Genomic DNA, 25139 nt, shown 5'->3' on the forward strand with positions numbered 1-25139 from the left:
GATGAGTACTCGTCAACATAAACTATTGAATAAATTTGCGGTGCATCATAAGCATGTATTGCCGTTGCGACCTGTTGCAAGTGGTCAGTTAGTTAGGGTGGTTGGTTTAACACTCGAAGCCACTGGGTGTCGTGCGCCGGTGGGGAGTTTATGTTCTATTGAGACTATGGTGGGTGAATTGGTAGCTGAAGTCATAGGATTTGATGACAAGTTACTGTATTTAATGCCTATTGAAGAGCTAAGAGGTGTGTTGCCCGGAGCTCGAGTTCAACCACTTGGTGAGCAATCGGGATTAAATGTTGGTTTATCATTACTGGGTAGGGTTTTAGACGGTAGCGGCGTGCCATTAGATGGTCTAGGTCCGCTTAATACAGATCAACATGCTGCACGTCATGGTCCTTATATTAATCCATTATCTCGACGCGCGATTACTGAACCGTTAGATGTTGGTGTTCGCGCGATTAATTCAATGTTGACTGTGGGTAAAGGTCAGCGTATGGGTTTGTTTGCTGGTTCTGGTGTAGGTAAAAGTGTGCTGCTTGGCATGATGACGCGAGGATCGAAAGCCGACATTATTGTGGTGGGTTTGGTGGGCGAGCGTGGTCGAGAAGTTAAAGAATTTATTGAAGAAATTTTGGGTGATGAAGGTCGTGCGCGATCCGTTGTGGTGGCTGCGCCTGCTGATACGTCGCCATTAATGCGTTTACGGGCTTGTGAAACGTCCACTCGTATCGCTGAGTATTTTAGAGATTTAGGTTACGATGTGCTATTGCTGATGGACAGCTTAACACGTTACGCACAAGCACAACGTGAAGTCGCTCTTGCGGTAGGCGAGCCGCCTGCAACTAAAGGATATCCACCTTCAGTATTTGCTAAACTTCCACGTTTGGTTGAACGAGCGGGTAATGGTGGCGCAGGACAAGGTTCTATTACAGCATTTTATACTGTATTGACCGAAGGTGATGATCAACAAGATCCTATTGCTGATGCTTCAAGGGCTATTTTAGATGGTCACATAGTGTTGTCTCGTCAGCTTGCCGATTCGGGTCATTATCCTGCTATTGATGTAGAAGCATCAATTAGTCGTGTCGCGCCTATGGTCATTAGTGTGGAACATCTAGAAGCGATGCGTAAAGTTAAACAGATGTATTCTTTATATCAGCAGAATCGCGACCTTATTTCAATTGGGGCCTATTCTCAGGGCAGCGATCCTCGCATTGATAACGCAATACGCTTACAACCCGCAATGAACGCTTTTTTACGTCAGGGATTTAAAGATCCTGTGACATTTGAAGAAAGCCGAGTAATGTTGACTCAAATAGCTGCACAGTGTCAGGGATAAGGTAAATGACTCGAACTGATCCCCTTTTAACCGTATTGAAGTTAGCCACTTCCGCAGAAGAACAAGCGGCATTACAGCTCAAATCCGCCCAATTTGAAAAACAAAAACGTCAAGGTCAGCTGGATGCATTAAACAATTATCGTTTAGATTATATGAAACAGATGGAAGGGCATGCTGGTACTACGTTACGGGCAAATCAATATCATCAATTCCATCAGTTTATTCGTCAAGTGGATAGTGCGATAACACAGCAAGTTGCCGCGGTTCAGGATGCCGAAAAGCAAGTCGGTTATCGTCAAATCCATTGGCAAGAAAAACAACAAAAGCGCAAAGCCGTTGAGATGTTATTGGCCCAAAAAGCCAATAAAGCGAGGGTAATAGAAGCTAAACGCGAGCAAAAAATGTCAGATGAATTTGCTATGCAGCAATATTTCCGTCAAAAAAAGAAATAGTCTTTGTTAACCTAATCTAAATATCACTTACCCCCCTATTTTCCGCTAATCTTCTGGTACATCGCTTTTCATGTAAAGATCGTTAAGTCATTAGTGTTGGCATTTAAATTGCTTAACATTACAAATATAAGTAAAAATCGTCAGCGAAGCGACAGTGAATAATTCACGAGCAGATTTTGCAATGAGCATTTTGTATCGCCAAGAAGACTAATATGCGCAAATAGTGTTTCATTGACTTGTGTTTATTCGACGATAGATTACCTAATTTTGTTTAATTGAGTGGGGCAGATTATGCAGCAGGTCAACAATATCTTACTCGGCAGTAGCAGTAAATCTGCTGATGTGAGTTCGAAAGCAAACATGCAAGATGTTGATAATAAATCGTTCTTATCTGCTTTAGATCAAGCAAACGAATCCAATCTTGCTTCACAACGTAACGTTAATACGACCAAGAATTCGTTTAATACCGAAGTTGCAAAAGCGAATGTCGATATTGGCACTGAGTCTTCTTCAGAAGAAAATGCCGATGCGGAAATGATTTTTGCGCAGCTTAATATGGCTGACTCATTGAATAACCGTAATGCCATCGACGGAAAAGACTTGCCGCTCGGCGAGATGACCGAAGGAGATTTTGACGCGACAGTTTTATTAGTCTCTGGAAATGACCTTGTTGGCAATAATTCTACTGATACGATCGATTTACCCGTTGATTTTGCAACTGCCACAGATGCTCTTTCTCAGCTCAGTAGTGAAGACCTAGATAAGATTATGGCATTTGCTAATTTATCTTTAGAAGATTTACAAGCGCTAGACAACCAGGCGTTAAATAAATTAATTGGTGAATTTAATTTACAATCACTGGCTACAGAACCTTCTAGTTTAGCCATGATGGACAACACTGTTGATAATAGTGATGAAGTATCAGACGATATAGTGATGGGAAATAAACCAAGCGAGATTGATAAGTCGGTGGCCGCAAGCGTGGCGATACCTGGACAGGCCAGTGCTAGCGGTGTGAATGCTGCGCAAGTTAAATCAGATATGACTCGTCCCTTGAGCTCTGGGGTTAGCGGTTCGGCAACCTCACTTGAATCCGCATCAACAATGACGGGTGTTGATCCTAAGACTATTTTAGGTGATAAAACTCTCACTGATGGCAATATTCAATTAGATACAGATAGTGCCAAAGTATTGGCAAAAGCGGATTTTGCCGTGGTACTGGACTCTTTAGCGGCAAAACGCACTTCAGCTGATGCATCTGTTAACGCCAATCAAGTTAACTTGGGAATGGACGCTTTGGCCAGCGCGAGTGATACTGACAATAAAGCGCTACAAAATCTCAGTAGTTTGACCCCCACACACAAAAGTGATGTACCACAATTTCAGTTATCGTTAAGAACGCAAGGCGAGGCGGGTGGTCAAATGCAAGAGATGATCCAGCGGTTTTCTCCTGTGATGAAACAACAGTTGATCACCATGGTAAGTAATGGCATCCAACAAGCTGAAATTCGTCTTGATCCACCAGAGCTTGGGCATTTAACCGTTAAAATTCAAATCCAGGGCGATCAAACACAAGTTCAGTTCCATGTTGCCCAGTCGCAAACCCGTGATATTGTTGAACAGGCTATGCCTCGACTACGAGATATGCTCTCTCAAGAAGGATTACAATTGACAGATAGTCATGTTTCTCAGGGCGATGAGGGAAGTGAACAACAAGGTCAATCAAGTGGTCAGAGTGATAGTGATAGCCAATTGGATGAAATTTCAACACAAGAGGTTAGCTTGATGACAAATCCGTCAAGGAGTTTACATTCAGCTATAGATTATTATGCTTAAGTAGGTAACCTATAGCAATAATATGACGGCTCAATCAAATACTGACTTTTTAAGCCAGTTTTAATGTTAATCACTATGTTGATTAGGAACCACTAAGATGGCTGAAGAAGAATTAGAATTAAACGAAACCGCTGAAGGCGGTAAGAAGAAAAGTAAACTGCTTATCTTTGGCGGTATTGGTTTAGTGGTTGCATTATTAATTGGTGGTGCTATTTGGTTTTTCATGGGGTCGGATGACACAGCTCCAGTTGATGGAGAGGATGTTTCTGTCGCATCTCAATCGGATCCAAAAAACAATGTAGAAGCTGATTATGTAGGTATGCCGAGGCCATTTTTATTTAATTTACCTGGTCTTGACAGAGCTAGGCTTGTCGAAATAAAAGTTCAACTAATGGTGCGTGGTGAAAATGACAGTGTACTTGTCCAAAAACATATCCCATTAATTGAAGCTGCATTATTAACCACTTTTAGTGGTGCTGATGTACAAAAACTGAGTACCCAAGCTGGTAAAGATGAATTACGTCAGTTAGCGTTACTTAATGTTCAAAATACGCTGCAACCAATAACAGGAAATAAAATCGTTGAAAAAGTCCTGTTTACTGGCTTTGTAATGCAATAACCAAAAGCATTAACTGCTAAGGCGATTATGTGAGTGATTTATTAAGTCAAGATGAGATTGATGCGCTATTACATGGTGTCGATGATGTTGATGATGATGAAATAGAAGAGGATCGTGCTGATGCGCGTTCTTATGATTTCTCATCTCAAGACCGAATTGTACGTGGCCGTATGCCCACGCTTGAAATTGTTAATGAACGATTTGCACGTCATTTGCGGATCAGTATGTTTAACATGATGCGTCGTGCTGCTGAAGTGTCTATTAATGGCGTTCAGATGCTAAAGTTCGGCGAGTATGTTCATACTTTATTTGTTCCAACCAGCTTAAATATGGTGCGATTTAGCCCGCTCAAAGGCACGGCCTTAATTACCATGGAAGCACGGTTAGTGTTTATTCTTGTTGATAACTTTTTTGGTGGTGATGGCCGTTTTCACGCCAAAATTGAAGGCCGTGAATTTACGCCAACAGAACGTCGAATTGTACAGTTGTTGCTCAAAATTATTTTTGAAGATTATAAAGATGCTTGGGCGCCAGTAATGGATGTTGAGTTTGAATATCTGGACTCTGAAGTGAACCCTGCGATGGCGAATATTGTTAGCCCAACAGAAGTGGTGGTTATTAATTCGTTTCATATTGAAGTTGATGGTGGCGGTGGTGATTTTCATATCACTATGCCGTATTCAATGATTGAACCCATTCGAGAGTTATTGGATGCAGGTGTCCAAAGTGATAAGCAAGATACTGACATGCGCTGGTCGCAAGCATTACGTGATGAAATCATGGATGTGCAAGTGGGCTTTGATGCCAACATTATAGAACATGAAGTGACACTGCGTGATGTGATGGGATTTAAAGCGGGTGATATTATCCCAATTGAGTTACCCGAGCATATTATGATGCGAATCGAGGACTTACCTACTTATCGTTGTAAGTTGGGTAAATCACGCGATAATTTAGCATTAAAAATTAAAGAAAAAATACCGCGGCCAGAGACGGTTAAGTCAGAACTGCAGTTAGTGACTCGCAAAGGCAAGTCGCGTGATATTTCAGATTTATAAGGTGAAGTAAATGAGCACAGAAGATACAGGTGATGACTGGGCTGCAGCAATGGCTGAGCAGGCGATTGAAGAAGCTGCACAGGTTGAGCTTGATGAGTTAGTTGATGACTCTAAACCCATTACTAAAGAAGAAGCTGCAAAGCTCGATGGTATTTTAGATATTCCAGTGACTATTTCTATGGAAGTAGGGCGCAGTTTTATTAGTATCCGTAATCTACTTCAGTTAAACCAGGGGTCGGTAGTTGAACTTGACCGTGTAGCGGGCGAGCCTTTAGACGTAATGGTTAACGGTACATTGATTGCCCATGGTGAAGTCGTGGTGGTGAACGATAAGTTTGGTATTCGTTTAACTGATGTGATTAGTCAGACTGAGCGGATTAAAAAGCTTAAATAACCACATTCATTAACGCAGCAAATTATATATTGTTATATTCGATTTGCTGAGTTGATTCCACATCTCAAGGAATTAAAGTGGCGAATATGATACTAATGCTTGGCATTATGAGTGAGGCATTGAGCGCACCTGAAGTGTCAAGTACGCTTGCCAATAATACCGCAGCGCAGACTAATGAAGTGTCAAATGTTGCCACATTAGCCAATATGGTTGGTGGCTTGATTGTGGTATTAGCGCTAATATTTTTGTTAGCTTATATTGTAAAACGTCTTAAATTAGTGCCATCAAGTGGTGGTGTCATTAAAACCGTTGCTGTTACGTCGATAGGACAACGTGAGAAAGTGGTATTAGTTGAGGTTAACGGCCAACAATACCTACTTGGTGTGACCTCACAACAGATTAACCTCATTGATAAGCTCGCTAACCCTGTCGACATTCCCATATCCTCGTTTGCCAATCGTCTAAAACAAGCTAAGGAACAGCAATAATGAATAAGTGCACTACAGTGTTAATCTTGCTTGTTGCACTAATGGTAATGGGATTATCTCCTACTGCATTTGCTCAGGATGGTGTATTACCCGCGTTAACGGTGACCACAGGAGCTGATGGTACAACTGAATATTCGGTAACGATGCAGATTTTATTGCTAATGACAGCAATGAGTTTCATCCCCGCAATGGTTATCATGTTGACATCGTTTACCCGTATTATTGTGGTGTTATCGATATTGAGACAAGCCCTAGGTTTACAGCAAACGCCGTCAAATCAAGTGTTGATTGGCATTAGCTTATTTATGACATTTTTTATTATGGCGCCGGTATTTGATAAAATTTATGCCGAAGCTGTTGAACCTTATATCAATGAAACATTAACCTTGACTCAGGCTTATGATGTCGGCAAAGAACCGATTAAAAAGTTTATGTTGTCGCAAGTGAGAACCACCGATTTACAAACGTTCATTGAAATATCTGGTTATAAAGATATTCAATCACCTGAACAAACGCCAATGAGTGTTGTTATTCCAGCATTTATTACTAGTGAGCTTAAAACGGCATTCCAAATTGGGTTTATGTTGTTTGTGCCATTTTTGGTATTGGATTTGGTTGTGGCCAGTATTTTAATGGCTATGGGTATGATGATGTTGTCGCCGATGATTGTATCACTGCCGTTTAAAATTATGTTGTTCGTTCTTGTTGATGGTTGGGGTCTTGTTATGGGGACTTTAGCGAACAGCTTCGGAATATAAGGCGCTTAAATTATGTCTCCAGAATCGCTAATTGATATTTTCCGAGAAGCACTATCCGTTATTGTATTGATGGTGTCAGCGATTATTTTACCCGGCTTATGCATCGGTTTAGTTGTGGCGGTCTTTCAAGCCGCGACATCTATTAACGAGCAAACCTTAAGTTTTTTACCCCGTTTACTGGTAACGTTATTTGCGTTGATGTTTTTAGGCCATTGGCTAGTGCAAACCATGATGGAATTTTTTATCGAGATGGTGAATCTCATTCCACAAGTGATAGGTTAAGTCATGGACATTTTGTTTGGTGAAATTAGTCAAACAATAGCTGCCTATTTATTGCCTTTTTTTCGTATTTCATCCATGTTGATGGTCATGATCGTCTTTGGCGCCAATACCACTCCAACTCGAGTTAGGCTGATGTTATCCGTTGCGATAACAATGGCCGTTGCGCCTATTTTACCCCCGATTGAAAATGTCGAGTTAATGGCATTAAGTTCTGTCTTTGTCATTTTGCAACAAATACTAATTGGGGTGACCATGGGGTTTGTCACCTTAATGGTAATGCAAACTTTTGTGTTAACGGGACAGATTATTGGTATGCAAACCAGCTTAGGTTTTGCCTCAATGGTTGATCCTGGTTCTGGTGCACAAACACCTGTAGTAAGTAACTTTTTTCTATTACTGGCAACATTGATTTTTTTGGCTGTAGATGGTCATTTATTGATGTTTAAAATGCTGGTGGCGAGTTTTGAATCGATTCCAATTTCAAATCAAGGTATCTCAATCGCTAATTATCGCGCTCTTGCTGAATGGGGCGGTTTTATGTTTGGTGCCGCATTAACTATGTCTATTTCGGCTATTATTGCCTTGTTATTAATTAATTTATCATTTGGTGTGATGACGCGTGCGTCACCCCAATTGAATATTTTTTCGATTGGTTTTCCAGTCACCATGGTCAGTGGTTTATTTATTCTATGGTTAACATTGGGACCCATCATGGAGCATTTTGATGAAGTCTGGTCAGCTGCACAGTTACTTTTGTGTGATATTTTGCTGCTTCAATGTCCAATTGATAGTTCAGTCGTTTTCTAGGGACACTGATGGCAGAAAGTGATAGTGGTCAAGAACGCACCGAGGAGCCCACAGGGAAACGACTTGAACAAGCTCGTGAAAAAGGTCAGGTCGCTCGTTCTAAAGAGCTCGGTACCGCAGCTGTACTGATTGCTGCATCGGTTGGTTTTTCGATGACAGGACCGGCAATTGCCAAAAGCCTCTATACCATTATGAAGCAAATATTTTCCATGGAACGTGATCAAATTTTTGATACTAACTCCATGTTTCGGGTATGGGGCATTGTTGGAAACGAGCTAGCCTGGCCGTTAATGAGTTTTATTGCTTTACTGGCATTTGTGTCTTTTTTGGGTAATATCGTTTTAGGCGGTATGTCTTTTTCAGTAAAAGCGTTTATGCCTAAAGGCAGTAAATTAAACCCAATGAACGGCTTTAAACGCATGTTTGGCACTCAAGCCTTAGTTGAGCTTACTAAGGGGATAGCTAAATTTTTAGTGGTTGCATTATCCGCTTATTTTCTCCTAAGTTTTTATTTTTATGATATTTTAACTCTGTCTGGTGATCACCTTCCTGGTAATGTTTACCATGCTTTAGATTTACTTATTTGGATGTTTATCCTGCTATGCTGTTCAATGCTATTTATTGTGATTATTGATGTACCCTTTCAAATTTGGAATCACAATAAACAACTGAAAATGACTAAGCAGGAAATCAAAGATGAATATAAAGATTCAGAAGGTAAGCCTGAAGTTAAGGGCCGTATAAGACAGATGCAGCAAGAGTTGGCACAGCGACGTATGATGACTGAGGTGCCTAATGCAGATGTTATTGTGGTTAACCCTGAACATTATGCGGTGGCAGTTAAATATGACGTAAAACGTTCGTCAGCTCCATTCTTACTCGCTAAAGGCGTTGATGACGTTGCTTTTAGGATCCGAGAGATTGCTCGTGAGCATGATATTGCTATTGTTTCTGCACCACCACTTGCTCGCGCTATTTACCATACCACTAAGATTGATCAACAAGTGCCAGAAGGTTTATTTACCGCAGTAGCTCAAGTATTAGCGTATGTATTTCAACTAAGACAATACCAGAAAGGTAAAGGCCGTCGACCTAAAGCCATCCCACTTAATCAACCTATCCCTGATGATTTGAAGCATTAATCACCACTCAATTAGCTTATGTTGTGCAATAACTAATAGTGGCTCAATTTTTGCTTTATAGTTTTATTGGCGTCAAATATCAGTACTTTATTTCGCAATAGACTATACGAAGGGTTTACCTCAATGGATGCAAAAGCAGCTTTCGGGCAATTTAAACAAATAAGACTGGCGACATTTAAAGGTATTGGTACACCTTTATTGGTGCTTGCGGCGCTGGCAATGGTAGTGTTACCCATTCCTGCTTTTTTGCTCGATATCCTTTTCTCATTCAATATCGCGTTAGCATTAGTGGTGTTGCTTGTTACTATTTATACCGATAGACCCCTCGATTTTGCTGCATTCCCTACCGTATTACTGGTGGCTACCTTGTTAAGGCTTGGCCTTAACGTTGCCTCTACTCGTATTGTATTGCTTGAAGGTCATAATGGTGGTGATGCTGCCGGTAAAGTGATCGAAGCTTTCGGTTCGGTGGTTATCGGTGGTAACTATGCCGTTGGTTTAGTGGTGTTTCTTATTTTGATCATCATTAACTTTGCCGTTGTGACTAAAGGTGCTGGACGTATTTCTGAGGTGAGTGCTCGCTTTACCTTAGATGCCATGCCTGGTAAACAAATGGCCATTGATGCCGATTTAAATGCGGGGACGTTAACCCAAGATCAAGCTCGTATTCGTCGCGCTGAAGTTACCCGAGAGGCTGACTTTTATGGTGCTATGGACGGTGCTTCAAAATTTGTAAAAGGTGATGCGATTGCTGGTATTATGATCTTAGTCATCAATATCTTAGGTGGCTTTGTTATCGGTATTGTGCAGCATGATCTAGATTTTTCTAGTGCTGTAGAAATTTATACGTTATTAACCATCGGTGATGGTTTGGTTGCACAGATCCCTGGTTTATTATTATCTATTGCCGCTGCTTTATTGGTGACTCGTCAAAATGAGTCTGGTGATATGGGCCAAATGATGTTTAGTCAGATGTTTGACAGTCATAAATCATTAGCCATTGCCGCTGGGTTATTATTTGTTATGGGTATCGTGCCTGGTATGCCCCATGTTGCATTTTTAACATTTGCATTTATTACCGCAGGTGCTGCGTACTTTGTTTACAAGCGTAACGTAGATAAAAAACAAGCCGCATTGACACTAGCGACTAAAGGGCCTGTTGAAACTAAAAATAAAGAACCTAAAGATTTAAGTTGGGATGATGTGCGTCATGTAGACACCATTGGACTTGAAGTCGGTTATCGCTTAATTCCATTAGTTGATAAGTCTCAAGGTGGTGAGCTATTAGGCAGGATCAAAGGCGTACGTAAAAAACTCTCGCAAGAATTAGGTTTTTTAGTTCCCGCTGTACATATTCGTGACAATCTAGATTTATCACCTAATGCTTATCGCATTTCGTTAATGGGCGTCGTGGTCGGGGAAGCTGAAGTTAGGCATGATTGTGAATTAGCGATTAATCCTGGCCAAGTGTACGGTAAGCTTGATGGCATTGAGACTCATGATCCAGCCTTCGGTTTAGAGGCTGTATGGATTGCACCTGAGCAACGTGAACACGCGCAAACATTGGGCTATACCGTAGTTGATACCGCAACTGTGGTAGCGACGCATATTAGTCAAGTACTCAGTAATAATGCTGCAAAACTATTAGGTTACGAAGAAGTGCAGCAATTAATGGATATGTTGGCCAAAAATTCACCTAAATTAGTGGATGGTTTTGTGCCAGATGTTATGCCTCTGGGCTCGGTCGTTAAAGTGATGCAAAACTTACTTAATGAAGGCGTATCGGTACGCGATTTACGCACCATAGTGCAGACATTGCTAGAATATGGCACTAAGAGTAATGATACTGAAGTGCTAACGGCTGCAGTGCGTATTGCGTTAAAACGTATGATTGTACAAGAAATCTCTGGTCCAGAGCTTGAAATCCCTGTCATTACATTGGCGCCAGAGTTGGAACAGATGTTGCATAAGTCTATGCAGGCTACCGGCGGTGAAGGACCTAATATTGAACCGGGCCTTGCAGAGCGTATGCAGCAGTCGTTATTAGATGCTGCTCAGAAGCAAGAAATGGTAGGGCAACCGGCCATTTTATTGACATCTGGCATGCTTAGGTCAACGCTGTCACGATTTGTTAAATACACTATTCCAAATTTACGAGTGATTTCTTATCAAGAAATACCAGACGAGAAGCAAATACGAATTGTTTCAGCTGTAGGTCAATAGTGATAATGTCAGTTTTTAGAGGTGCATAAGTGAAAATTAAACGATTTTTTGCCAAAGATATGCGCGCAGCATTGGCCCAAGTTAAAGAAACGCTAGGTTCTGACGCTGTCATTATGTCAAACAAGAAAGTCACTGGTGGGATAGAAATTGTCGCGGCGGTTGATTATGACGAACCTAAAGCCGCTATTGCGTCACAAGCGCCGACCAGCAGTTTTATGGATGTGAGTGAAGATAGAGTATCACTAGGTGCTAAACCTGCTGTGAAAGCTCAATCTAAAGTTAGCCCACCGCCAGCGGCTGATTCACTGCAAGCATTACTTGAAAAACAACATAACCGCATGACTCAGCAGATGTCAGTGCGCCAAGATGAGCCAGAATTACCTGAATGGGCTCGTCAATTAGAAGGTGCTAAGCCAGCTAAATCAGCTGCAACTTTTCAACCACAAACTACCGCGGAACATTCTAAGAAAGCCAATAAAAATCAATCTGCTGATATGGAAGAGTTGCGCGAAGAGATGGCTTCATTACGAAGCTTATTGACCCATCAAGTGTCTTCATTAATGAAGGATCAAAAAAAGCGCACCGACCCTGTTGGTGCCATGCTTGAAAGTAAATTGATTGCAGCTGAGTTTTCCCCTGCAGTAGCGGCTAAACTAGCCGGATTAAGCCAACATTACTCTCCAGCAGATTTAGTGAGAGCGTTACCACAAAGTTTAGCTAATCTACTTGATAATCAAGGTGATGACATTGTTAAACGTGGTGGCGTTGTGGCATTTGTTGGACCTACTGGTGTCGGTAAAACAACATCTTTAGCTAAAATCGCTGCGAGATTTGCTGCCCATCATGGCCCTGAACAAGTTGCATTAATTACCACTGACCATTATCGAATTGGTGCTTATGACCAATTAGCGACTTATGGGAAAATTATGGGTTGTCCAGTTAAGCAAGCAAATGATTTATCAGAATTAGAACAAATTCTTTATCAGTTTAGAAACCGGAAATTAGTGTTAATTGATACTGCCGGTATGGGACAACGTGACATGCGTCTGTATCAACAACTTGATAATTTGACAGCAAACAGTAGGATCCCTATTCGGAGTTACTTAGTATTATCTGCGACAGGTCAACGTCGCGTATTACAAGATGCGGTAGAGCACTTTAAGCGGATTCCATTATCTGGTGCTATTCTGACTAAATTAGACGAATCGATATCAATTGCAGGTGCATTGAGCGTATTGATTCAAAATGAGTTACCATTGAGTTATGTTACAAACGGTCAACGTGTTCCTGAAGACATGAAAGTGGCTGATACATTAGAATTAGCGAAGCAAGCATTAGCAGCATTAAACGAAAAAGAACAACAGACGTCACAAGACCCAGTGTGGTCTAATGACACAGCCTATGCATTTGAGTGAAAATATGACTCGGGATCAAGCAAGTGGTTTACGTATGATGAATCAACCAAATAACGATAAAGTAAAAGTAATTGCCGTATCCGGTGGTAAAGGCGGAGTGGGTAAAACCAGTGTGTCAATTAATACCGCGGTAGCGCTAGCTGAAAAGGGCAAACGTGTATTAGTGCTTGATGCCGATTTAGGTTTAGCTAATGTCGATGTCATGCTTGGGATACGTGCGGAGAAAAATTTATCTCATGTTTTGTCCGGTGATGCCGAATTAGATGACATCATCGTACGTGGACCTAAAGGTATTGGTATTGTTCCAGCTACGTCAGGTTCTCAAGCGATGGTTGAGTTAACACAAGCACAACATGCCGGTTTAATCCGTGCATTTAGTGAAATGCGTACTCAGTTCGATATTTTAATTGTAGATACTGCGGCTGGTATATCAGATATGGTGCTGAGTTTTTCTCGAGCGTCACAAGATGTATTAATCGTAGTATGTGATGAACCGACATCAATTACTGATGCCTATGCATTGATTAAAATTTTAAGCCGTGAACATGGTGTGTTCCACTTCAAAATTGTAGCAAATATGGTGCGAAGTCTACGAGAAGGTATGGAGTTATTTGCTAAACTAAGTAAAGTGACGGATAGATTCTTAGATGTCGCTTTAGAACTAGTGGCAACCGTTCCATTTGATGAAAATTTACGAAAATCTGTTCGTAAGCAAAAGTTAGTTGTTGAAGCGTATCCTAAATCACCTTCAGCTATTGCTTACCAAGGATTGGCTAATAAAATTATGACCTGGCCTGTACCACAACAGCCCGGTGGTCATTTAGAGTTCTTTGTTGAACGTCTTGTACAACGTAAACCGATACAAGAAGAAGGAACAACGAGTGAATAAAGCCGCTGCGTATACTCAGTTCGATAACAAAACGTCTATTGTTGAACAGTATGCACCGCTGGTAAAAAAAATTGCCCATCATATGCTGGCAAGATTACCAGCATCGGTGCAACTTGATGATTTATTACAAGCTGGGATGATGGGATTACTTGAAGCATCATCTAACTTTGATAACAGTAAAGGCGCTAAATTTGAAACCTTTGCGGGTATCAGAATTCGTGGCGCAATGATAGATGAAATTCGCCGTGGTGACTGGGTCCCACGTTCAGTACATCGAAATAATCGTCGTGTTGCCCAGGTAATTGATGAATTAGGGCAACAGCTTGGACGTGATGCTAATGACACTGAAATTGCTGAAAAACTTGATATGTCGCTCGATGAGTACCATCATATCTTAAATGATGTTTCTGTTGGTAAAATCATAGGCATAGAAGATCTTGGCGTTTCGCAAGATGTGTTAGTCACTGACAACGAACCGACAGATAAAACCTTTGACTCACTTGCTGAAGTGCAATTCCAATCTGCGCTGGTTGCAGCAATTAAAACATTACCAGAAAGAGATGCCTTAGTGTTGTCATTATATTATGACGAAGCATTAAATTTAAAAGAAATTGGTTTAATCCTTGAAGTTAGTGAATCGCGAGTAAGCCAGATATTAAGTCAGGCAATGCTCAGATTAAAAGCAAAACTCAAGCATTGGACACAAGAATAATAACTTATCTAGAGCAAATGAGTATCAGCTCACCGGAGGAAACCTTGGACAAGAATATGAAGATTCTCATTGTTGACGATTTTTCAACAATGAGGCGTATCATTAAGAACTTGTTGCGAGATTTGGGATTTAATAATACCCAAGAAGCAGATGATGGCTCAACAGCCCTACCTATGTTACAAAAAGGCGATTTTGATTTTGTAGTAACAGACTGGAACATGCCGGGAATGCAAGGTATCGATTTGCTTAGAGCGATTCGTGCCGATGATTCTTTAAAGCATTTACCTGTATTGATGGTAACCGCAGAAGCTAAGCGTGAACAGATTATTGCAGCAGCGCAAGCCGGTGTTAATGGTTACGTGGTAAAACCTTTCACCGCGGCGACGTTAAAAGAAAAGTTAGATAAAATCTTTGAACGACTCGCATAAGCAAGGATAAGTCATGCAGGCATCAATATCGGGGTTGATCACTCTCGAACAGGCCCAAGAACTTGTTGAGTTGCTTTCTTCTGGTCAGCAAAATAAAGCAGATGACGTTATCAGGGAGCTTGCAACACCATTGCAGCGCGAGCTTTTTGAAGAGGTCGGTAAGTTAACTCGACAACTCCATAGTGCATTAAGAGATTTTCAAGTAGATAACCGTTTATCTGAATTAGCGAATACCGAGATACCGGATGCTAAAGAAAGATTGAATTATGTTATCGATATGACAGAACAAGCTGCAAATAAAACCATGGACGCAGTTGAAGAATGTCTACCTTTGGCCGATACCATCATTAGTAATATACAATCTATGACGCCTATGTGGGATAAGCTAATGAGTCGTGATATTCAATTAGGTGAGTTTAAATCACTTTGTCATGATGTTCAGCAGTTTATGTCCCATAGCGAACATGATTCAAACCGTCTACGTGAGCTATTAAATCAAATTTTAATGGCACAAGACTTCCAAGACTTAACGGGTCAAATGATCCGCAGAGTGATAGATTTAGTTCGTGAAGTAGAAAGTAATTTGGTCTCAATGTTAACTGTGTTTGGAGATCATGTTACCGAATCATCGCCAGCTATAAACGATAATAAGATAGAAGCAGAAGGTCCCATCATGCATGCTGAATTACGTGAAGATGTTGTGACTGGTCAGGATGAAGTAGACGATCTGCTATCAAACCTCGGTTTCTAATTAGGAGTCAATTTAATGTCCTTTGATGTTGATGAAGAGATACTCCAGGACTTTTTAATTGAAGCTGGCGAGATTTTAGAGCTTCTACAAGAGCAGCTTGTTGCTCTTGAAAATAATCCTGATGACAGTGATTTACTTAATGCTATTTTCCGTGGATTTCACACTGTTAAGGGTGGCGCAGGCTTTTTAAGCCTAAAACCCATGGTTGATGTGTGTCACGAAGCTGAGAATACGTTCGACTTATTACGCACCGGAAAACGTGGCGTAAATGCAGAGTTAATGGATATTATTTTGCAAGCGGTCGACGCTATTAATACTATGTTTGCTCAAACTCAGCAGGGGCAAGAACAAGACTCTGCAGATTCTGAACTGCTCGCTAAACTCAAATTATTAAGTTCAGGCGCCCCTTTACCTTCAGAAATGACAGTTGAAGATCTTGAGCCAAGCGAACCAGAACACATCGAAGGTATCTCCTCTTCATCAGGTATATTGTCTGGTTCTGGTAGTATTGATGACATTGATGAGTCCGAATTTGAGGCATTACTTGATGCTTTACATGGTACTGGTAAAAGTCCAGTATCATCTCAAGCGGCTTTACAGCCTGCTGCAAGTAATAGCGACGAAATTACTGATGACGAATTTGAAGCATTACTAGATGAGTTACACGGTTCTGGTTCACTTTCACAAAAGTCTGATCCCCTTGTTTCACCTAAGCCGCCAGCAAGTACTCCGGTTGTTGAACCTCTAGTTGATTCAGATGAAATTACTGACGATGAGTTTGAACGCCTTTTAGATGAGTTGCATGGTAAAGCCGGTGCCCCAGCGGTTGCTAAAACGCAATCAGAACCTGTCACTGCTGCCAAAATAGAACCTAAGAAATCCGTAGTGACACCTGTTGCGAAGCCCGCGGCTGCAACGCCACCGGCGGTCACACCGAAAGTAGAACTGGTTAAAGATAAAGCTCCTGCGAAAGCACCTTCTGTTCCACAAGGCGAAACAACGGTTCGTGTAGATACAGCTCGTTTAGATGAAATCATGAATATGGTTGGTGAGTTAGTATTGGTACGTAATCGATTGGTTAGTTTAGGAATTAATCGTGAAGACGAGGAAATGTCTAAGGCCCTTGCAAATCTTGATTTAGTTACCGCTGATTTACAAGGCGCGGTAATGAAGACTCGCATGCAACCAATCAAGAAGGTATTTGGACGCTTCCCTCGTGTTGTTCGAGATATGGCGCGCACCCTAAATAAAGAAATTGATTTAATCATGATTGGTGAAGACACAGATCTTGATAAAAACCTGGTAGAAGCGTTAGCCGACCCTTTAGTTCACTTAGTTCGTAACTCGGTCGATCATGGTATCGAAATGCCGATTACGCGCGAAGCGAATGGTAAACCTCGGGCTGGTACCATTACCTTATCAGCTAGCCAAGAAGGTGACCACATCCTACTAAAAATTGAGGATGATGGTGCAGGGATGGATCCTGAGAAGTTAAAACAAATTGCAATAAATCGTGGTGTGTTAGATGAAGATGCCGCCTCGAGAATGACCGATAGCGAAGCTTATAACCTTATTTTTGCTCCTGGTTTTTCAACCAAGGTTGAAATTTCAGATATTTCAGGTCGTGGTGTAGGGATGGATGTGGTTAAAACCCGCATTAATCAACTTAATGGTACTGTTCATATAGACTCGATGAAAGGTAAGGGCACAATACTTGAAATTAAAGTGCCATTAACCTTGGCTATTATGCCGACATTAATGGTTGATGTTTCTAATCAAGTATTTGCACTGCCATTATCGAGCGTAAATGAAATCTTTAATTTAGATTTAAAAAATACCAATATTGTTGATGGCCAGCTGACGGTTATTTTCCGTAATAAAGCCGTACCACTCTTTTATTTAGAGCATTGGCTGCACAGTAAAAAGTCTACTTTTAAACATGGTGACAAAGAACGAGGCCATGTTGTGATTGTCCAGCTTGGTACCATGCAAATTGGTTTTGTTGTTGATGCGTTGATTGGCCAAGAAGAAGTGGTCATTAAACCGCTTGGTAGTATGTTGCAAGGTACACCTGGAATGGCTGGCGCGACAATTACATCTGATGGTGGTATTGCACTTATTTTAGATGTACCTGGGTTGCTAAAACATTATGCAAAGAGCAGAAAATAACAACAAAAGTTCCATTAATTAAGGACTTAAATGGCCATAAAAGTACTTGTTGTAGATGATTCCAGTTTTTTTCGACGTCGAGTCAGTGAGATTGTCAATCAAGATCCTGATCTCGAAGTCATTGCCGTTGCTGTTAATGGCAAAGAAGCTGTTGATATGGCTGCAAAGTTAAAGCCACAAGTCATTACGATGGATATTGAAATGCCTGTGATGGACGGTATAACTGCTGTCCGTGAAATCATGGCTAAGAATCCTACTCCAATTTTGATGTTTTCATCATTAACGCATGATGGCGCAAAAGCCACTCTCGATGCGTTAGAAGCCGGTGCATTAGATTTTTTGCCTAAACGTTTTGAAGATATTGCCACTAATAAAGATGATGCAATTTTTTTATTACAACAACGAATTAAAGCGTTAGGGCGACGTAGAATGTATCGTCCTAGTTCGTTAACGTCTACTTTTGTAAATGCACCTGAACCTCGTAGAACAACGATTGTCGATAAAGAAGCAAAGCTGTCTTCTCGCCCTCTAAGCAGTCGTTTGAATTCAACTACGGAAACTCGTTCAAGTATAGCGACTCCAGTTCCGGAACGTCAGACTGCTCATCAATCCACTTCTTCAGTATCGTCTATTCGAGCCAGTGGTAAGCTATATAAAGTTTTATTGATCGGAACATCAACAGGGGGTCCGGTAGCATTACAAAAAGTGTTAACGGCTTTCCCGGCTAATTATCCTCATCCTATTGTGTTGATCCAACACATGCCTGCTGCTTTTACGCCCGCTTTTGCTGCTCGGTTAAATACACTGTGTAAAATTGAAGTGAAAGAGGCCGAAAATGGTGATGTTATGCATCCTGGTTGTGCCTATTTAGCGCCTGGCGGAATGCAATTGATGATTGACCGAAATGGTATGAACGGAAGATTGAAAGTGATTCCAGGAACCCCTGAAATGAACTATAAACCGTCTGTGGATATTACTTTTGCGTCAGCATCTAAAGCTTTTGGTGGTGATGTTTTAGCCGTTATATTAACGGGAATGGGGGCTGACGGTAGAGAAGGGGCCAGAATGTTAAAGTCTGCTGGTGCGACTATTTGGGCACAAGATGAAGCTAGTTGTGTGGTATATGGAATGCCGCAAGCTATAGCTTCAGCTGGACTATCTTCTCATTCTATTGCGCTAGAAAATATGGCTGAAGCCATTTTAAAAGAGTCTAGTCGTGGCTAAGTCTGAATACTCTTTACAGACTAAGCTCTCTCTGGGGTTATTTTTATCCTTTATAGTCATATTAGTGTTAGCGGGTTTATATATTCATGCTCATCGTAAAGTCACATTATTAGAGCAAGATGTTTTACGTTTAACTGCTTCTCAAGTATTGTTGATGGCACCTGAAGACCAAGCGGCTAATATTGCTAATTGGTTAACTCAACACCCTGAACAGACAAAAGCAATGATATCGTCTGCAAAAAAGGATCAAACACAAAGCGTGTTATTGGGACCAGGAGCTTTAGATAGTGAACCGCTAACTGAAGTTGATAGCAATAAGAATGATACTGATGTTTCTGCTGAATTGAAAAAGCAAGACGTTATCGTATCGGAAAATGCTCAAGGGGTTAAAGTGATCCGTTTATCCAATGGTGGTATTCGCGTAACAACCCGTGATGATAAGCAAGATAAACAGTAGTCATTATTCGATAACAGCATCATTATGATAAGTTGAGAGGCTTTTTTGAAAGTATGGACGGTAGCTAACCAAAAAGGTGGAGTGGGTAAGACCACCACTGTAGCCAGTTTAGCCGGATCATTGGTTAAGCGTGGTCAACGTGTGTTGATGATTGACACAGATCCTCATGCCTCTCTTGGTTATTATTTGGGTATTGATTCCGACGAAGTGCCTAGCTCACTTTATAATGTATTTTTGCAGCATCAGTCGTTGACCCAAGAATTCATTTTACAAAATGTTATCCCAACTCAGATTGAAGGCTTGGATATTATTCCGGCAAATATGGCGTTAGCGACACTCGATCGATCATTAGGCCATCAAGAAGGAATGGGCTTGGTGCTAAGAAATTTATTAGCACTGGTTGAAGATAAATATGATGTGGCTATTATCGATTGCCCACCCGTTTTAGGGGTGTTAATGGTTAATGCATTAGCGGCAAGTAATCATATTATTATTCCTGTTCAAACTGAGTTTTTGGCCATAAAAGGACTTGAGCGTATGGTCAAAACCATGGACATCATGGGACGTTCTAAAACAACACGTTATAGCTATACTGTTCTGCCCACTATGTATGACAAGCGTACAAAAGCTTCCCCAGTAGCACTGCAATTTTTACAGGATCAATATGGTCCAATGCTTTGGCCTGATGACGTGATTCCTGTTGATACTAAATTTAGAGACGCGAGCTTGGCTCATTTACCAGCATCACATTATTCTGCCAGTAGCCGAGGTGTAAAAGCATATAATCGCCTGCTAGATTTTTTATATTCTCGGGAGTTCAATCATGTCAAAATCGGTTGATGAAACTGTTTTTGATTATTTCAGTCTTTTATTACAGGAACTGCCAAAAGCTACTCCTGAAAGAAGCCCTGAGATAAAACAAACTATTTCTGTTGCTCCCGTCAATGACATCGCTAGTAGTTCTGTCAATTTAAGTGCAGCAGAAATAGCATTATCGGCTCATTATTCGCAATTGACATCTTCAAAATCTGCTCCTGTTATTGTTAATCAACGGCTATATGCAGAGCCGACGACTAATGTCGATAAACTTGCGTTGGAAAAATTACTGTCAGCGGTGTCTAAACCAAAAACAGAAGTTGATATATCGCAACAAATTAAAGCCAGCTCTGAACGTGTGCGTCGGGCTATCACTCAGATCGAACCTAAAACGGTAATCGATACTGCAGAAATACAAAAAACACGATTAACGGATAAAGAAATCAAGCCGTTAGTCGATATAAAAATTAATGAAAGTTCACGTACTGACATAAAAGACGCTATTATTAAGCATGATCAGTTGGTGGCGGAGGCTGCGGTACACGAAGACACGGTGCCACAAACTCAGGTTGGCCATCAACCGCCGAGTATTACTCATGATTTACAAGAATTACTCGATGATGAATTTCAGGTGTTATTTTTTAAGGTAGCAGGATTAACGTTAGCGGTTCCACTGGTGAGCTTAGGTGGAATTATTAAAATTGAGAAGATAAACCATCTTATTGGTAGACCCTCTTGGTTTATGGGGGTGCAAACCCATCGCGACAGTAAAATAAATGTGGTTGATACCTGTGCATGGGTGATGCCTGAAAAGTATTCTCCAGAATTAGCACAAACGGTAAAATATCAGTACCTTGTAATGCTTGAAGATAGTCAATGGGGATTAACGTGCGAATCGTTAGTTAACGCCGTTAAAATAGATAAATCTCACGTCAATTGGCGTGAAAAGCCGGGTAAGCGTCCTTGGCTTGCTGGGGTAGTAAAGCAACAAATGTGTGGCATTTTACATGTTCAAGCATTAATCAAAATGCTTGATGCAGGTTTAGGTTGTCAGGATTCGATTGACCGAGGTTAACTATGAGCGATTCTAGAAGTGTAGCAGCGGTTGCTGCAAGTAAAGACGATGCCGTATTACAATGGGTAACATTTAAATTAGATAATGAAACCTATGGTATTAACGTAATGCAAGTTCAAGAGGTATTACGTTACACCGAAATAGCACCTGTGCCAGGTGCTCCTGATTATGTTTTAGGGATTATTAACCTCCGCGGAAATGTAGTAACGGTTATCGATACTCGTTCACGTTTTGGTTTACAATCTGCTGAATTAGACGATTCAACTCGTATCGTTATTATTGAAGCAGAAAAACAAGTTATCGGTATTTTGGTTGATAGCGTCGCCGAAGTGGTCTATTTACGCCGGTCTGAAATCGATAATGCACCTAACGTCGGCACTGAAGAAAGTGCTAAATTTATTCAAGGTGTGAGTAATCGCGATAATGAACTATTAATTTTAGTTGATTTAGATAAGTTATTATCTGACGATGAATGGGTTGAATTAACTCAACTTTAAATACATTCTAATAAAACAAGCCAACCTAATTATTGTTGGCTTTTTGTTTTGCTTTAGCTTTGTATTTAGGTAATGCCAACATAGGTATATTAATGGGTGATGAATTTCTAATTGCAGCTTTAGTGTACGTGATTGCATGTCTTGGCTTGGTTCTTTATTTACAAAAACAATCGAGTAAATTGAAGAAAAAAGTCGATGCTCTGACAGTACTTGTCAAAGAAAGTGATCGCCAACGAGAAGCTTTTAAGCGTGAATTACACGAATTGCGCAGTGGTACAATCGGTGTTGGTAGACGGGTTGTTGAATTAGAGAAAAAACTTTCTAAACAATCTGACATGCTTGAAGAAGCCAGCCAACAAGATCCACAAGCAAAATTATATTCTCGGGCTGTGAAAATGGTGGGTTTAGGCGCAGGAATTGATGAGTTAATGCAAGAGTGCGAACTGCCGAAAGCAGAAGCTGAATTAATACTTCGTATACATCGTAAATAGTCGAGCGTTGCCAGTCTGGCTCTCCATAATAAAAAAGCCATCGATATGATGGCTTTTTAGTGGGTAATGCTTTATCTAATAAGGATTGGTATTAGTTAATCTTTGGTGAAGTATGCTATTTACGACGCATCTTGGCGACAAACATACCATCGCTATCAGCTTGCTGAGGCCAAATTGTTAACATATCGCATTGTTGGCCGGTAAAAGGATGGGTGACTGGTTCTAGCTCAAACTCAGTGGTTTCAGATAAGAAGTCTTGCACTATTTGCTCATTTTCACTTGGTGATAAAGAGCAAGTTGCATAAATCAATTTACCGCCTGATTTTACTGCTACAGCACTACGACGTAAAATGGCTAATTGTAGTATTGGTTTGTCTGTTATTGCACTGGCATCATCAAGCCAGCGCATATCAGGATTGCGACGCCAAGTACCAGTACAGCTACATGGAGCATCCACTAAAACACCATCAAAGGCTTTAGCATCTACTGGTAATTCATCGCCCTTCCAAGCTACAACACTAATATTCTCAAAACCTGCCCGATTAGCGCGTTTACGAAGTTCTTCTAATGGTTTGCGGCGAATGTCAGAAGCAATAATGTTGCCAGTGATGGGAACATTTTGTTGTGACATTAATGAGTATAACTGCAGGGTTTTACCACCAGCACCACTGCAAGCATCCCACCATTTTTCATGGCTACTTGGTTGGCAAATTTGGCCAATGACTTGCGAGGCTAAATCTTGAATTTCAATATGACCTTGCTTATAAAGATTTATCTCATTTAGGTTAATACTTTTATGGCCCAAACTTATGGCATCTGAAAAGTAATGGCTAGCTTCTGCTTCAACCCCCGCTTGTCTAAGAGACTCAATCACTTTTGCTGCCGACAGTGTTTGTGCACGAGTCCATATTGGTGGTCGACTGCTCATTGCGTTAACAACAGCATATTGATCGGCTTCAGCGACAGGACAAAGCTGCCAAAACCATTGTGGTAATAGTTGGGTGATTTGGCTGGTAGTAATGCCGCTTAATGTTGCAAATGCGCTCAATTTGTCATTCAAAGATGCTTTGTGTTCTAGTTGTATTTGGTCCGCGCGAGTTTGAGGCCATTGTGCAAATTCATTCCAAGCAGTGATTATGTCACTCCACTGATGTTGCTCTAACATCGCACAGGTGCTTAGTTGTTGAAACCAGATAGAATGTTTTTGACCTGAGTCTAATTGGTTTAACCAGCCCCTCCATCGAAATAGACCAAACAAACTTTCACGGATTACTCGTCTATCTTTAGAACCATGCTTTTTATGTTCACGAAAATATTGGCCGATGATTCTATCAGCGGGCATGCTTGTACTCATGACCTGGTCAAATAGCATCGCAATGGTTGTAGCGTAACTTAGGGCTCGTTTTTGCGCTGGTGTGGTCGCAGCGATGTCTTGCACATGTTTATCGTCTGATGCAGTTACGTTAGACATGGCGGGAATGTTATTACTCATGAATTGACCTGAGGTTACTGAACAGCAAATTTCATTATGCTGTTCTGAAGACTATTTTCTGCTAGTTTAACATGGCTTATCTAAATGATGATCTAAAACTGTGACGCATTAAAAAGCACCGAATACTGTAATCATAATCTTCCAAAGTGAAGAAACCTTAGAAGATTATCATTATAATTGTGCTATTACATTTTCAGTAACAATAGTGTCAACGGAGTAAAACTTTCTTGTTGTTACGATTGTTACTGATAATTAAAAGTCTAAATCTAATGCAAAACATAAGTAAGCCATTAAGGCGCGTGTATGTTGATATTCTTGGTTACAAAATTCAACAAAATCAGCCTGGCATACTTGTTGTGAGCTAATAGGCTTGATGGCAATAAAGTCTTTGCGTCTGAGCTCGTCAATCATTGGGTGATTTTTATCAAATCCTCGTGGAGGTCTAATTAAACTATCTCCCGTTAATTCAAATCCTGCTTGCGATAGTTGAGCTAATGCTTTTTGATAAGCATTAGGGTTTTCATCAATACAATGACGAATGGCATTGAGATCTTTTGATTCGGGGTGCCAAATGCCCGCGGCAATGAAGCATTCATCATTAGCGATGTGAACATAAAACCCCGGAGCATGGACATCTTTGGCTTGAAAGTGTTTAAACTGAATGCCGACATTAGTTTTATAGGGTGTTTTATCTTTACTAAAGCGACTGTCGCGTTGTGGACGCATTAAGCTGCCACCCACTTTTTTAGCCACAGCGGTGAAGCGCGGAGACATACCTAAAATAGGCCCTTGCATGGCTTCTATAAACTGTAACGCAGGTGTTCTAACTTGATCTTCGTATTGCTGTTGATTGGCTTTGAACCATTCTCTATCGTTGTTAATGGCTAAGCTGTTTAAAAAGTTGAAACTGAGTTGGCTGAACATGGTAATACCTTTTTAACAATAGCGATGCTGAATGATGTGATAGTTTTTCTAACATGTTAAACAATGTCTGCCATGAGTGAAATAGGATACATTGATTTAAGTCATTAATATTATGAACATTATTTGAACACTTTTATATTAACTGAGTATTTGTAGTGTTAAAACATCAAGTAAGCTTTGTTTTTTAGTGCTTTTGATATTATTTTATTATCATTGTAACTTACTGACATAAATATTTTTTTTAACTATTTTGTTGATGTTAATTCGATATAAATAACACCTTAGTGCTAAAGTTGTTGCTAAGGCTATTTTATTGGTGTAAAAACCTGTTTATTAACATCCTATATAGTAATATTTGTCTATTTAGCCTGTCTCGAATTAAGCTAAACATGACGTTT

General features: G+C 40.6%; 26 protein-coding genes. 24 read left to right on the forward strand and 2 right to left on the reverse strand.

All coding sequences use genetic code 11. The annotated features are described in order from the left end of the window. The first annotated feature begins 1 nt into the window (after position 1). The 24 genes from fliI (at position 2) to FCN25_RS16495 (ending at position 22325) form a co-directional block, all read left to right on the forward strand. The gene (fliI, locus tag FCN25_RS16380; RefSeq protein WP_137226483.1) at positions 2-1342 is read left to right on the forward strand and encodes a flagellar protein export ATPase FliI; all 1341 of its coding nucleotides are present in this window, start codon (positions 2-4) and stop codon (positions 1340-1342) included. Between the two features lie 5 nt (positions 1343-1347). Further along, positions 1348-1794: a flagellar export protein FliJ gene (gene fliJ / locus FCN25_RS16385; RefSeq protein WP_137226484.1), complete on the forward strand. Its 447-nt coding sequence runs from the start codon at positions 1348-1350 to the stop codon at positions 1792-1794. 291 nt (positions 1795-2085) lie between these two features. Then, entirely contained in the window at positions 2086-3630 is a 1545-nt protein-coding gene (locus tag FCN25_RS16390) for a flagellar hook-length control protein FliK (protein ID WP_254693664.1), read from the forward strand. Between the two features lie 97 nt (positions 3631-3727). Then, on the forward strand, positions 3728-4249 hold the full coding sequence (gene fliL / locus FCN25_RS16395; RefSeq protein WP_137226485.1) for a flagellar basal body-associated protein FliL: 522 nt from the start codon (positions 3728-3730) through the stop codon (positions 4247-4249). A gap of 29 nt (positions 4250-4278) precedes the next feature. Next, positions 4279-5307, forward strand: a complete 1029-nt coding sequence (gene fliM / locus FCN25_RS16400) for a flagellar motor switch protein FliM (RefSeq protein WP_137226486.1) — start codon at positions 4279-4281, stop codon at positions 5305-5307. A 10-nt stretch (positions 5308-5317) separates the two neighbouring features. After that, positions 5318-5701, forward strand: coding sequence for a flagellar motor switch protein FliN (gene fliN / locus FCN25_RS16405; RefSeq protein ID WP_137226487.1), 384 nt, complete (start codon positions 5318-5320; stop codon positions 5699-5701). A gap of 107 nt (positions 5702-5808) precedes the next feature. Then, positions 5809-6189 carry a flagellar biosynthetic protein FliO gene (fliO, locus tag FCN25_RS16410; RefSeq protein ID WP_254693787.1) on the forward strand — a complete coding sequence of 127 codons (381 nt, stop codon included), beginning with the start codon at positions 5809-5811 and terminating at the stop codon, positions 6187-6189. Beyond that, the gene (fliP, locus tag FCN25_RS16415) at positions 6189-6947 is read left to right on the forward strand and encodes a flagellar type III secretion system pore protein FliP (protein ID WP_137226488.1); all 759 of its coding nucleotides are present in this window, start codon (positions 6189-6191) and stop codon (positions 6945-6947) included. The genes fliO and fliP overlap by 1 nt, the downstream gene beginning before the upstream one ends. 12 nt (positions 6948-6959) lie before the next feature. Continuing rightward, positions 6960-7229, forward strand: coding sequence for a flagellar biosynthesis protein FliQ (gene fliQ, locus FCN25_RS16420; RefSeq protein ID WP_137226489.1), 270 nt, complete (start codon positions 6960-6962; stop codon positions 7227-7229). A 3-nt stretch (positions 7230-7232) separates the two neighbouring features. Next, on the forward strand, positions 7233-8036 hold the full coding sequence (gene fliR / locus FCN25_RS16425) for a flagellar biosynthetic protein FliR (protein WP_137226490.1): 804 nt from the start codon (positions 7233-7235) through the stop codon (positions 8034-8036). 8 nt (positions 8037-8044) lie between these two features. Then, positions 8045-9178: a flagellar biosynthesis protein FlhB gene (flhB, locus tag FCN25_RS16430; RefSeq protein ID WP_137226491.1), complete on the forward strand. Its 1134-nt coding sequence runs from the start codon at positions 8045-8047 to the stop codon at positions 9176-9178. Between the two features lie 123 nt (positions 9179-9301). Then, complete coding sequence (gene flhA / locus FCN25_RS16435) at positions 9302-11401, forward strand: flagellar biosynthesis protein FlhA (protein WP_137226492.1); 2100 nt, start codon at positions 9302-9304, stop codon at positions 11399-11401. Between the two features lie 29 nt (positions 11402-11430). Continuing rightward, a complete protein-coding gene (gene flhF / locus FCN25_RS16440; RefSeq protein ID WP_137226493.1) occupies positions 11431-12816 on the forward strand; it encodes a flagellar biosynthesis protein FlhF in 1386 nt (461 codons plus the stop codon). Between the two features lie 4 nt (positions 12817-12820). After that, positions 12821-13705, forward strand: a complete 885-nt coding sequence (locus FCN25_RS16445; RefSeq protein WP_137227441.1) for a MinD/ParA family protein — start codon at positions 12821-12823, stop codon at positions 13703-13705. Next, positions 13698-14417 (forward strand): RNA polymerase sigma factor FliA, encoded by a 720-nt coding sequence (locus tag FCN25_RS16450; RefSeq protein ID WP_137226494.1) that lies wholly within the window; start codon positions 13698-13700, stop codon positions 14415-14417. The genes FCN25_RS16445 and FCN25_RS16450 overlap by 8 nt, the downstream gene beginning before the upstream one ends. A gap of 44 nt (positions 14418-14461) precedes the next feature. Beyond that, on the forward strand, positions 14462-14845 hold the full coding sequence (cheY, locus tag FCN25_RS16455; RefSeq protein ID WP_011919599.1) for a chemotaxis response regulator CheY: 384 nt from the start codon (positions 14462-14464) through the stop codon (positions 14843-14845). A gap of 13 nt (positions 14846-14858) precedes the next feature. After that, positions 14859-15596 carry a protein phosphatase CheZ gene (locus FCN25_RS16460; protein ID WP_137226495.1) on the forward strand — a complete coding sequence of 246 codons (738 nt, stop codon included), beginning with the start codon at positions 14859-14861 and terminating at the stop codon, positions 15594-15596. A 15-nt stretch (positions 15597-15611) separates the two neighbouring features. Next, entirely contained in the window at positions 15612-17765 is a 2154-nt protein-coding gene (locus FCN25_RS16465; protein ID WP_137226496.1) for a chemotaxis protein CheA, read from the forward strand. Between the two features lie 30 nt (positions 17766-17795). Continuing rightward, on the forward strand, positions 17796-18989 hold the full coding sequence (locus FCN25_RS16470; protein ID WP_137226497.1) for a chemotaxis response regulator protein-glutamate methylesterase: 1194 nt from the start codon (positions 17796-17798) through the stop codon (positions 18987-18989). Continuing rightward, complete coding sequence (locus FCN25_RS16475) at positions 18982-19446, forward strand: membrane anchored protein in chemotaxis locus (RefSeq protein ID WP_137226498.1); 465 nt, start codon at positions 18982-18984, stop codon at positions 19444-19446. The genes FCN25_RS16470 and FCN25_RS16475 overlap by 8 nt, the downstream gene beginning before the upstream one ends. 45 nt (positions 19447-19491) lie before the next feature. Further along, positions 19492-20286 (forward strand): ParA family protein, encoded by a 795-nt coding sequence (locus tag FCN25_RS16480; RefSeq protein ID WP_137226499.1) that lies wholly within the window; start codon positions 19492-19494, stop codon positions 20284-20286. Beyond that, entirely contained in the window at positions 20270-21337 is a 1068-nt protein-coding gene (locus tag FCN25_RS16485) for a chemotaxis protein CheW (RefSeq protein ID WP_137226500.1), read from the forward strand. The genes FCN25_RS16480 and FCN25_RS16485 overlap by 17 nt, the downstream gene beginning before the upstream one ends. Positions 21338-21339: 2 nt before the next feature. Beyond that, positions 21340-21834, forward strand: coding sequence for a chemotaxis protein CheW (locus FCN25_RS16490; protein WP_137226501.1), 495 nt, complete (start codon positions 21340-21342; stop codon positions 21832-21834). Positions 21835-21926: 92 nt separating this feature from the next. Next, positions 21927-22325 (forward strand): DUF2802 domain-containing protein, encoded by a 399-nt coding sequence (locus tag FCN25_RS16495; protein ID WP_137226502.1) that lies wholly within the window; start codon positions 21927-21929, stop codon positions 22323-22325. 115 nt (positions 22326-22440) lie between these two features. Here FCN25_RS16495 and FCN25_RS16500 read toward each other — a convergent pair whose 3' ends face one another. After that, positions 22441-23817 (reverse strand): RsmB/NOP family class I SAM-dependent RNA methyltransferase, encoded by a 1377-nt coding sequence (locus tag FCN25_RS16500; protein ID WP_137226503.1) that lies wholly within the window; start codon positions 23815-23817, stop codon positions 22441-22443. 252 nt (positions 23818-24069) lie between these two features. After that, positions 24070-24741 (reverse strand): DUF2461 domain-containing protein, encoded by a 672-nt coding sequence (locus FCN25_RS16505; protein WP_137226504.1) that lies wholly within the window; start codon positions 24739-24741, stop codon positions 24070-24072. Positions 24742-25139: the final 398 nt, after the last annotated feature.

Origin of the sequence: Shewanella sp. MEBiC00475 (assembly GCF_005234075.1) — a bacterium.
Classification (GTDB): domain Bacteria; phylum Pseudomonadota; class Gammaproteobacteria; order Enterobacterales; family Shewanellaceae; genus Shewanella; species Shewanella polaris.

What these genes read in the sequence shown, in the direction of transcription:
- FCN25_RS16390 (WP_254693664.1), top strand. Translation starts at nt 2,086, where the DNA reads ATGCAGCAGGTCAACAATATCTTACTCGGCAGTAGCAGTAAATCTGCT.
- fliJ (WP_137226484.1), top strand. Translation starts at nt 1,348, where the DNA reads ATGACTCGAACTGATCCCCTTTTAACCGTATTGAAGTTAGCCACTTCC.
- FCN25_RS16485 (WP_137226500.1), top strand. Translation starts at nt 20,270, where the DNA reads ATGTCAAAATCGGTTGATGAAACTGTTTTTGATTATTTCAGTCTTTTA.
- fliQ (WP_137226489.1), top strand. Translation starts at nt 6,960, where the DNA reads ATGTCTCCAGAATCGCTAATTGATATTTTCCGAGAAGCACTATCCGTT.
- fliO (WP_254693787.1), top strand. Translation starts at nt 5,809, where the DNA reads ATGAGTGAGGCATTGAGCGCACCTGAAGTGTCAAGTACGCTTGCCAAT.
- FCN25_RS16470 (WP_137226497.1), top strand. Translation starts at nt 17,796, where the DNA reads ATGGCCATAAAAGTACTTGTTGTAGATGATTCCAGTTTTTTTCGACGT.
- fliP (WP_137226488.1), top strand. Translation starts at nt 6,189, where the DNA reads ATGAATAAGTGCACTACAGTGTTAATCTTGCTTGTTGCACTAATGGTA.
- FCN25_RS16460 (WP_137226495.1), top strand. Translation starts at nt 14,859, where the DNA reads ATGCAGGCATCAATATCGGGGTTGATCACTCTCGAACAGGCCCAAGAA.
- flhA (WP_137226492.1), top strand. Translation starts at nt 9,302, where the DNA reads ATGGATGCAAAAGCAGCTTTCGGGCAATTTAAACAAATAAGACTGGCG.
- FCN25_RS16505 (WP_137226504.1), bottom strand. Translation starts at nt 24,741, where the DNA reads ATGTTCAGCCAACTCAGTTTCAACTTTTTAAACAGCTTAGCCATTAAC.
- fliR (WP_137226490.1), top strand. Translation starts at nt 7,233, where the DNA reads ATGGACATTTTGTTTGGTGAAATTAGTCAAACAATAGCTGCCTATTTA.
- fliN (WP_137226487.1), top strand. Translation starts at nt 5,318, where the DNA reads ATGAGCACAGAAGATACAGGTGATGACTGGGCTGCAGCAATGGCTGAG.
- flhB (WP_137226491.1), top strand. Translation starts at nt 8,045, where the DNA reads ATGGCAGAAAGTGATAGTGGTCAAGAACGCACCGAGGAGCCCACAGGG.
- FCN25_RS16465 (WP_137226496.1), top strand. Translation starts at nt 15,612, where the DNA reads ATGTCCTTTGATGTTGATGAAGAGATACTCCAGGACTTTTTAATTGAA.
- FCN25_RS16490 (WP_137226501.1), top strand. Translation starts at nt 21,340, where the DNA reads ATGAGCGATTCTAGAAGTGTAGCAGCGGTTGCTGCAAGTAAAGACGAT.
- fliI (WP_137226483.1), top strand. Translation starts at nt 2, where the DNA reads ATGAGTACTCGTCAACATAAACTATTGAATAAATTTGCGGTGCATCAT.
- fliL (WP_137226485.1), top strand. Translation starts at nt 3,728, where the DNA reads ATGGCTGAAGAAGAATTAGAATTAAACGAAACCGCTGAAGGCGGTAAG.
- FCN25_RS16500 (WP_137226503.1), bottom strand. Translation starts at nt 23,817, where the DNA reads ATGAGTAATAACATTCCCGCCATGTCTAACGTAACTGCATCAGACGAT.
- FCN25_RS16445 (WP_137227441.1), top strand. Translation starts at nt 12,821, where the DNA reads ATGACTCGGGATCAAGCAAGTGGTTTACGTATGATGAATCAACCAAAT.
- FCN25_RS16495 (WP_137226502.1), top strand. Translation starts at nt 21,927, where the DNA reads ATGGGTGATGAATTTCTAATTGCAGCTTTAGTGTACGTGATTGCATGT.